This is a genomic window from Actinoplanes sp. NPDC020271 (genome assembly GCF_044388125.1).
In the GTDB taxonomy this organism is placed as follows: Bacteria; Actinomycetota; Actinomycetes; order Mycobacteriales; family Micromonosporaceae; genus Actinoplanes.
This window is the reverse complement of sequence record NZ_JBIRWQ010000070.1, coordinates 1-6,470: the sequence shown is the minus strand read 5'-3', so window position 1 is coordinate 6,470 and position 6,470 is coordinate 1. Positions and strand designations below refer to the sequence as shown.

The following is a 6,470-nucleotide window of genomic DNA, read 5'->3' as shown; positions in this document are numbered from 1 at the left end:
CAGCCGAACACGAGGCATCACACGCGATGACCCAGCCGATCACCGCACCGCTGGAAACCAGCTAATCAACTCTCCACCAAACCCGGGGCTTGACAGTGTTCTGGCTGGACTTGAGCGCCCACTTCTCGGCGTTGTTGGTCGCGAAGTCGTCGAGGACCGAGGAGTCCAGGGTGGTCCATGCTGACTGCTGGGCTAACCAGGTCTCGGCTTGTTTCGGGGTGTGGCCGCTGCCGATCAGCCACGGGACGAGCATGGCCAGTTCGACCCACGGTGCGGCCTTGGTGGCCATCGCCCAGTCGACGATCCGCAGGCCCCCCGAGGTGACGATGAGGTTGGCGGGGCCGAGGTCGGTGTGAACAAGCGTGTCGCCATCCATCGCCGGGTGCTCGAACCCCAGCCGCGCTTTCGGGCTGAACAGCCCCACGTCCGGTGCCTCCTTCTTGCTTAACGCCGCCAAGGCTTCGCCGAGAAGGTCCAGGTCGGGGCTTCCAGGAGACAGGTCGGCGTGCGGGCCGTCGCAGTGCTCGAAACCCACGACCAGCCAGCCGGCCTCCTCGAAGTGCCATCGGACGGCGGGTGAGTAAGACCCACTGACGGCCTCACTCACCCGCAGCTCGAAGCGCAACGACCGAACCCCGAAGTCAGAATGAGCCGCCTTGAGGAACACCTTCTCGGCCGTTCCGGTGACGGTTGCGGCGATCTCCGCGTGGTCACCGGTCGCGGCGGGCGAGATGTGGGAACCGCCGACTCGGTCGGCGACTTCCTTCGTGACGGCCTCGGGCAACGTGGCCCAGTCAGTGCGCATTGATCAGTTGCTCTTTCAGATGCCCGGGTTCGGCGGGCAGCAGGACTTCGCCTCGCCGTCCCAGAACTCGGGGTCGATGTAGTAGCCGGTCGCCTTGAGCGCCTGCCGGGTGTACTCCAGTGAGGAGCCGTCAGCCATGCCCTCGGTCAGGATCGGTACGTGGTGCACGAAGCCTCCCGCGATCTGCTCGCAGGCGGCGGTATACGCCTCGGTGTGTTGCAACGACGCGTGCCAGGCCGCGTCGACCGGTTCGGTCGGGACGACGCGGTATGAGCGGCCGTCGGGCAGCAGCCGGCCGAAGTCGGGGTCGTGCTGCGAGTCGGCGTGGGCCTTGAGCATGAGCAGCACATGCCCGACGGCCCGCCGGGCGTAGATCTTGGTGACCTCCTGGCGGGCGGCGAAGAACTCGGCGAGCTTGTCGAAGGTCTCGGGGTCGACGAGGGCTTGCGGGTCCTTGTCGGCCTGAACCGGCAGTGCAGTCGTGAGCGTCACGGCTCCTCCTTAAGGGTGTATGGATCGCCGACGCCCGATGCGCCGGTGAAATCCCGGATCAACGGATCGAGTGGTGCTGGCCGATCTGACTCGGCGCGTGGGAGACGTAGTCGACGTTCGGTTCGGTGCGCGCCGCCTGGAGCAGCTCGGCGGCCAGCGCCTTGACATCGGCGCCGGTAAGCCAGTCCGTCAGCATGTCGCGCGCGTCGGCGACCTGTGCGGCGAAGGCGGCGGGGTCGACGACGCTGGCGGGTGAGATGACGCGCCGCAGCGGGGTCGAGGTGAGCGCGGCCTGAGCCAGCTTCCCGGCGATCCAGTAGCCGGTGCGCTCGCGCGCCACGAACGTCACGTGGACGCTCTCCTCGGTCTGGCTGCGCGCATGCGGGTTGTGCATCCAGCCGCGCGGCAGCACCAGGATCTGACCGGGACCGAGGTCGAACTCGAAGTCGGGGCGCATCGACTTCATGCGGTCGAGCACGTCACTGCCCGGCCAGGTGTTGGACGCGAACTGCTCCCGGTGCGGCTCCTCGACCCCGGGCTCCCAGATCTGCCAGGTCTTGCGCCCGGCGAGCTGGTAGACGAAGCCCATGTTCTGGTCCCAGTGGTGATGCAGACCCTGCCCGCCCGCCGGGGTGACGAAGCCCGTGGCGTACGTGCCGTAGCCGGTCTCGTCCTGGATCGCCGCACAGATCGCGTGCACCTGCGGGCACCAGCGGTGCAGGTTGCGCAGCTGGATGGTGTAGCCCCGGCTACGCCACTTCGCGACCTTGCCCGGGTCGAGGTAACCGTCGGTCGTGTAAGCACGGGAGTGCAGCGCTGCCCCGTCTTTGATCACGACGAGTTGCTCTGCGGGCGCGGTACCGGTGTCGAGATAGCCGTTGAGGAGTTCCGCGTTGACGATGCCGGGCAGGCGGCTGCCGTCGGGCGGTGCGTGCAGTGCCGGTTTGCTCGGCCAGGCGCTCATCATGTCGCTGACCGTGACCTCGTCAAACAACGTCGATAGGGACATTTCATTCTCCGGAGGGTGGGAGTGATTGAGGCCGCCACCTGTCGTGGCCGGAAGCCGTTGGATCGCTGACCGAGGTGCGAGCGCGGTATTCCTCGCGTAGACGGCTCTGCGCCATCCACGCCTCGAGACAAGGCCACGGCAGGCCGCAGACGCATCGCGGTCGGCTGAGGAATCGCCACCGCCTGCGTGCCTGCCGGGCATGCCCGGCAGCGTCCGGTCCACCAGCGTGAGCAGGGGCCACCGTTGCACCGGCGCGGTATTTGATCGCGGGGTTCACTCGCATGCCGGCTCCGCTACCGGTCGCTCGTCGTCGCTGCGAGCAGCGGGGGCGGTGCCGACGAGATGCGGCGCGCGTTGATCAGCTCGGGTTTGCTTGCGCCGGGAAGGCGGGCGGGCAGCCGCAGGGACCGGGAGAAGATCGCTACGGCGCTCTCGCGTCGCCAGCACGGCCCGAACGATCCGCACGCCAGGCAGCGACCTGTCGCGCTGGAGGTCACGTGCTCGTCGAGGATCGTTTGAGCGTGGCTGAGCATCTGCTCGGCCGATGTCGCGTAGTAGGTGCTTCCCGCCATGTCTCGCCTTCCGCAGGGCCTCACATCGGTGCTGGTACGGGCGTTTTCTGAGCACTAGCGTGGTGGCCTGGTGACGGGGAATGAAGACGCGGCGCGTCAGCCGCTGTCGGCCGACGTGAGCTGCGATGGAGTACAAGGGCGAGGGTTCGCGGTTACTGTGCGCCCATGAGCGTGGAGCCGAAGCGAGCCAGCGAATGGACGATCCACGGAGAACGCGTCATCGACGACTCCAGACGCGCGGTGCTGAGCATCGCCGACGTGGAGCTACCCGACGGCGTGCGGTTCGAGCAGTACGTTCTGCGGGTTCCCGGCGCCGCGATGGTCATCGTGGTCGACGACGATCAGCGAGTGCTGATGATGTGGCGGCACCGGTTCATCATCGACCGCTGGGTCTGGGAGTTGCCCGGTGGCTACCTCGACCCGGACGAGGACCCGATGGTGTGCGCGGCACGTGAGGTCGAGGAGGAGACGGGCTGGCGGCCGCGGAGCCTCGAGAAGCTGGTCGGTTTCCAGCCGATGGTCGGCACCATCGACCAGGACAACGTCGTCTACCTGGCCCGCGGCGCTGACTTCACCGGCTCGTCACCCGACGTCAACGAGGCCGAACGCATCTCCTGGATACCGCTCGACGAGATCCGCCGGCACATCGACGACGGTACGATCGTCGGGGCCGGCTCAGTATCCGGGCTGCTGGCTGTCCTGCTGCTGAAAGCGACCGGCGAACTCTAGACCGTCTGCAGCAGGGGACGAGCCTTCGCCGAGAAGTCGCGCACTGCGGGGAGGCCGACGTGCTTGGAAAGCCGGTCGGCCAGGTCCGCCAGATAGTCACGCGAACGTGAGGAGTAGAGGCCCTCGTAGGCGTCCAGGGCCTCCACGCCGACTCGGGCGGCTTCCTCCGGCTCTCCGGCCTGCACCTGCGCCACCGCGAGCAGCACCAGGTTGAACTGGCGGCCACGGGCGTACTGCCGGCCGTCCATGTCGAGTGATCGAGCGGCGAACCGGCGGGCGATGTCGCCGCGTCCGAGCGCGGTAAAGCAGTGCCCGAACTTTGCGGCCAGATACGACTCGTCGAAGTAGCCGATCCACTGCGGCTCGCTGCTGCGGTCGGCTGTGTCGAAGATGGCCTCGGCTCGGTTCAGTGCTGTCGCGCATGCCGCCTCGTCGCCGCCCACGGCATATCCCTGCGCCTCAAGGACCGCTGACTCCGCTTGAATCGCCGCGATGCCGGCCGTGCTGGCGGCCCGCCCGGCGGCCCGGGCCAGGTCGACTGCCTCGCTGGATGCGCGCAGGTAAGCGGCCTGATGACTCATGGCCGCCAGGATCTCCGCGCCCAGCGCCTGGTCGCCGGCTGCTGCAGCGAGCCGCAGGGCCTGGACGAGGTAGCGCTGAGCGAGGCCGTGCATGCCCGCGTCATACGACGCCCAGCCGGCGAGCTGGGTCGTCTCGGCCACCGCCGACAACAGCGCCCGTCCGGTCGCCGCGTCGTAGCGTCCGTTGACCAGTTCGGTGACGTCACCGTCCAGGAAACGCATCAGGCTGTCGCGGATGTGGCCGCCACCGAACTGGTTGTCCAGCGCCCGATACGTCGACGTCATCCGGCGCACCGTCTCCACGTCCGGCATGCCGACCAATCGATCACCGTCACCGGTCGGGTGCTCGTCGAAGGACGACATCAGCCAGCGCATCGCCGGGGGAAGGAATGCCGTCGCGCTGAATCCGGCGCCACGAAGGAGGTCTCGCCGCTGCATATCGCCCCGCCAAAGATCCACGACGGCATTTAGGCCATGCCGCCAATTCGGCGCGAACTCTAGCCCGGTGGGGGTGGTGGTTTCGATGGCGACAGGCCGTACGTTGTTGTCGGCTGACACTTCTCGGACCATGGCTGACAACTGTCCGTCTGCTTTCAGCGCGCTGTCGAGCAGGACAGCGATCGCCTCGCTGGGGCGCTTGGTTCCGGTCTCCAGGTCCCAGAGGTAGCCGTGCGAACAGTGGACCATCCGGCCGAGCCGTCGCAGCGAGAGTCCCTGCTGCTCACGCAGCTCCTTGAGCTTCCGCGCGAAGTCAGCATCGACGTGAACGGTTCGTCGCGGCATGAGTCGCTCCCATGGTCCAGCCGACAATGATCGACTTTCGGTTCCATTGGTTCGCGTAACTTCGGCGAACCATACCTGGACCCATGCGATAACGGGAGACCTCCGTTGTTGCCGGACGCATGAGGGGGACACGAGCCGATACGGACGAATGCGCCCTGGCGTCACCTTAAAAGGTCTGACAGGCGGCTCTCCGGAACCAGCGCACTCTGGCGCTGGCTCGGAGTGCCACTCTTTCGCGTGGCAAGGCTGTTGGCCGCTTCGTGGGAGATTAGGTGGCGGCGTCGGCGTTGGGTCGGCGCAGTTCGAGGAAGACGGAGGTGTAGGTGTCGGAGGTGATTCCGATGGTGGAGTGGCCAAGGACTTCCTGGGCAGCTCTTATGTCTCCGCTGGCGAGGTAGGTGGCGGCGCAGTGTCGAGGTCGAGCAGGCGTACCCGGGGTAGGCCGCTGCCGTGCGACGAGGTAGCCGAACCGGCCCCGGATCTCGGGATGCCCGCCGGGGCAGACCAGGAACTGACCCTGTGCGAGGCTGGTTGCGGGCTTGCGTTGAAGCAGTACCTGCTTACTCAACTGCCGAATAGAGTGCGCCACCGAGTGCGTTTGAGGTGACTTGCTTTAGCGACGCGGAACAAAATCTTCACGCGGTTGCTCGGCTCCTGCAACGCCCTCTGCCGTCTGCCGATATCGGACCAAAGCGGCCTGGAGATTTCGTCTTCCTGGCCAGATAGTGCCGACCTCGATGCGGAACATGGCAACGCCATGTTTGTACCGAAACCTCGGCAAGTAGCGGCTGGGCCGCACGGCGCTGACGGTATTTGGATCTGCCGGGATCACATCTAGAACTGCAAATATCCACCGGCGGCGTACCCGAGCCGTCATGACGTTCGACCACGGGACGAACACCGGGTCGCCGCGCTGCGCCAACTCGATGCCGAGGGTGGAGACCCGGATCCACGTCGGGTGAGTACGTTGCCGGAGGGCACCAATGCCAAAACCGATCGCCCCTGGTAGCAGAAACAGCGGAGGAAAAGAATCGAGGACATCCCAACCTGTGGGGTGACCGAGTAGCGCGGAGGTGAGGGGCATCGACAGCGCCCACGCGAGGATCATTACGGACACAACAACGAACAGTGCTCGCAGCATCGAATGCCGGAACAGCACCGCGCCCGCGGTTGGGACGGCCACGTCCCCAGGGCCCAGTGAACTGTAGGTCATCATCTTGATCATGGTAGACATGCGCCGGCACGCCGAGACCTGACCTTACGGCCAACGTGTCGCCCAGAACCCGCAGCAGAAGCATCCGCTTTGGCTGGCGTGTACCTCCGTGCGCACTATTCTGCCGCTGTGCGGCGCGCCGGGTCGCCGGACTCGAACCGGCTCATCCCAGACTGCTCGGATGCTAGCCAGCTAGTACGGCAGCCGCCATTCGTGATCATGGCTGGAGTTCGAGGGTGAGGCGGCGGGCATAGTGGGCTCGTCTGGCTCGTGCCTGGTGACGGCG

The 6,470-nt window shown here is 66.5% G+C and carries 8 protein-coding genes; 1 reads left to right on the top strand and 7 read right to left on the bottom strand.

What is annotated here, in order from left to right:
- Window positions 1-61: 61 nt before the first annotated feature.
- From ACH442_RS47720 to ACH442_RS47705, 4 genes are all read right to left on the bottom strand, one after another.
- A complete protein-coding gene (locus ACH442_RS47720) occupies window positions 62-805 on the bottom strand; it encodes a phosphotransferase (RefSeq protein WP_396344868.1) in 744 nt (247 codons plus the stop codon).
- Between the two features lie 15 nt (window positions 806-820).
- Window positions 821-1,297 carry a hypothetical protein gene (locus ACH442_RS47715; protein WP_396344867.1) on the bottom strand — a complete coding sequence of 159 codons (477 nt, stop codon included), beginning with the start codon at window positions 1,295-1,297 and terminating at the stop codon, window positions 821-823.
- Between the two features lie 58 nt (window positions 1,298-1,355).
- Window positions 1,356-2,306, bottom strand: a complete 951-nt coding sequence (locus tag ACH442_RS47710; RefSeq protein ID WP_396344866.1) for a JmjC domain-containing protein — start codon at window positions 2,304-2,306, stop codon at window positions 1,356-1,358.
- Window positions 2,307-2,599: 293 nt separating this feature from the next.
- Window positions 2,600-2,878: a hypothetical protein gene (locus ACH442_RS47705; RefSeq protein ID WP_396344865.1), complete on the bottom strand. Its 279-nt coding sequence runs from the start codon at window positions 2,876-2,878 to the stop codon at window positions 2,600-2,602.
- A 165-nt stretch (window positions 2,879-3,043) separates the two neighbouring features.
- On the opposite strand from ACH442_RS47705, the gene ACH442_RS47700 reads away from it, so the two are divergent.
- Window positions 3,044-3,607: an NUDIX hydrolase gene (locus ACH442_RS47700; protein WP_396344864.1), complete on the top strand. Its 564-nt coding sequence runs from the start codon at window positions 3,044-3,046 to the stop codon at window positions 3,605-3,607.
- Here the strand turns inward: ACH442_RS47700 and ACH442_RS47695 are convergent.
- The 3 genes from ACH442_RS47695 to ACH442_RS47685 form a co-directional block, all read right to left on the bottom strand.
- Window positions 3,604-4,971, bottom strand: coding sequence for a helix-turn-helix domain-containing protein (locus ACH442_RS47695; protein WP_396344863.1), 1,368 nt, complete (start codon window positions 4,969-4,971; stop codon window positions 3,604-3,606). The genes ACH442_RS47700 and ACH442_RS47695 overlap by 4 nt on opposite strands.
- A 268-nt stretch (window positions 4,972-5,239) precedes the next feature.
- Window positions 5,240-5,539: a hypothetical protein gene (locus tag ACH442_RS47690; RefSeq protein ID WP_396344862.1), complete on the bottom strand. Its 300-nt coding sequence runs from the start codon at window positions 5,537-5,539 to the stop codon at window positions 5,240-5,242.
- Window positions 5,540-5,584: 45 nt separating this feature from the next.
- Window positions 5,585-6,196 (bottom strand): hypothetical protein, encoded by a 612-nt coding sequence (locus tag ACH442_RS47685; protein ID WP_396344861.1) that lies wholly within the window; start codon window positions 6,194-6,196, stop codon window positions 5,585-5,587.
- Window positions 6,197-6,470: the final 274 nt, after the last annotated feature.

What these genes read in the sequence shown, in the direction of transcription:
- ACH442_RS47710 (WP_396344866.1), bottom strand. Translation starts at nt 2,306, where the DNA reads ATGTCCCTATCGACGTTGTTTGACGAGGTCACGGTCAGCGACATGATG.
- ACH442_RS47705 (WP_396344865.1), bottom strand. Translation starts at nt 2,878, where the DNA reads ATGGCGGGAAGCACCTACTACGCGACATCGGCCGAGCAGATGCTCAGC.
- ACH442_RS47700 (WP_396344864.1), top strand. Translation starts at nt 3,044, where the DNA reads ATGAGCGTGGAGCCGAAGCGAGCCAGCGAATGGACGATCCACGGAGAA.
- ACH442_RS47695 (WP_396344863.1), bottom strand. Translation starts at nt 4,971, where the DNA reads ATGCCGCGACGAACCGTTCACGTCGATGCTGACTTCGCGCGGAAGCTC.
- ACH442_RS47720 (WP_396344868.1), bottom strand. Translation starts at nt 805, where the DNA reads ATGCGCACTGACTGGGCCACGTTGCCCGAGGCCGTCACGAAGGAAGTC.
- ACH442_RS47685 (WP_396344861.1), bottom strand. Translation starts at nt 6,196, where the DNA reads ATGATCAAGATGATGACCTACAGTTCACTGGGCCCTGGGGACGTGGCC.